The organism is Streptomyces flaveus (genome assembly GCF_014647675.1).
In the GTDB taxonomy this organism is placed as follows: Bacteria; Actinomycetota; Actinomycetes; order Streptomycetales; family Streptomycetaceae; genus Streptomyces; species Streptomyces flaveus.
In genome coordinates this window covers 1-598 of sequence record NZ_BMPQ01000102.1, presented here as the reverse complement: position 1 = coordinate 598, position 598 = coordinate 1, and the positions used below count along the sequence as shown (strand labels likewise).

Annotated in this window: 1 protein-coding gene; it reads right to left on the bottom strand. The window is 70.7% G+C overall.

The genetic code is table 11. The features are described from left to right. On the bottom strand, positions 1 to 598 hold a 598-nt coding region (locus IEZ21_RS46975), incomplete at both ends, for an ISAzo13 family transposase (RefSeq protein ID WP_189327925.1).

The following is a 598-nucleotide window of genomic DNA, read 5'->3' as shown; positions in this document are numbered from 1 at the left end:
GCGCGGGAGCTGTTGGAGCCGCCACCGTCGGCGGTGATCAGCAGGCGTGTCGCGTTGGGGTAGGCGGCGCGGCCTTCCTCGTTCCACCAGCGGCGCAGGCTGGCGACGGCGAACGCGGCGGTGTCGTGGTCGGTGCCCACCACGACGAATCCGGCGTTGCGTCCCACGTCGTAGATGCCGTACGGGATCGCGGTGCCGGTGGCCTGGGAGGGGAAGTCGTGGTCGAGGACCTTGACCGGGGCGCCCGGCGGGGTCCATTCCCGTCCGGCCTGCGCGAACAGGCCGATCTGCTCCTTCTTCTTCGTATCGACGCTGATCACCGGGTCCCCGGCGTGAAGGAACTCGCTCACCTCGGCGTTGATGTGGCGGAACTGGGCATCGCGGTCGGGGTGGGTACTGCCCGCCAGGACGCGGGCGTTGCCACGCAGACTGAACCCGTCCTCCTTCAGCAGGGCGGCGACGGTGTCGCGTCCCGCGGCGTGTCCCCGGGCGGCGAGCTCGTCGGCCAGCCGGCGCAGCGATTTCGTGGTCCACGTCAGTGGGCCTATCGGATCGCCTTGGGTGCTGTCCTCGACCAGGTCCCGCAGCGCGGTGCGTA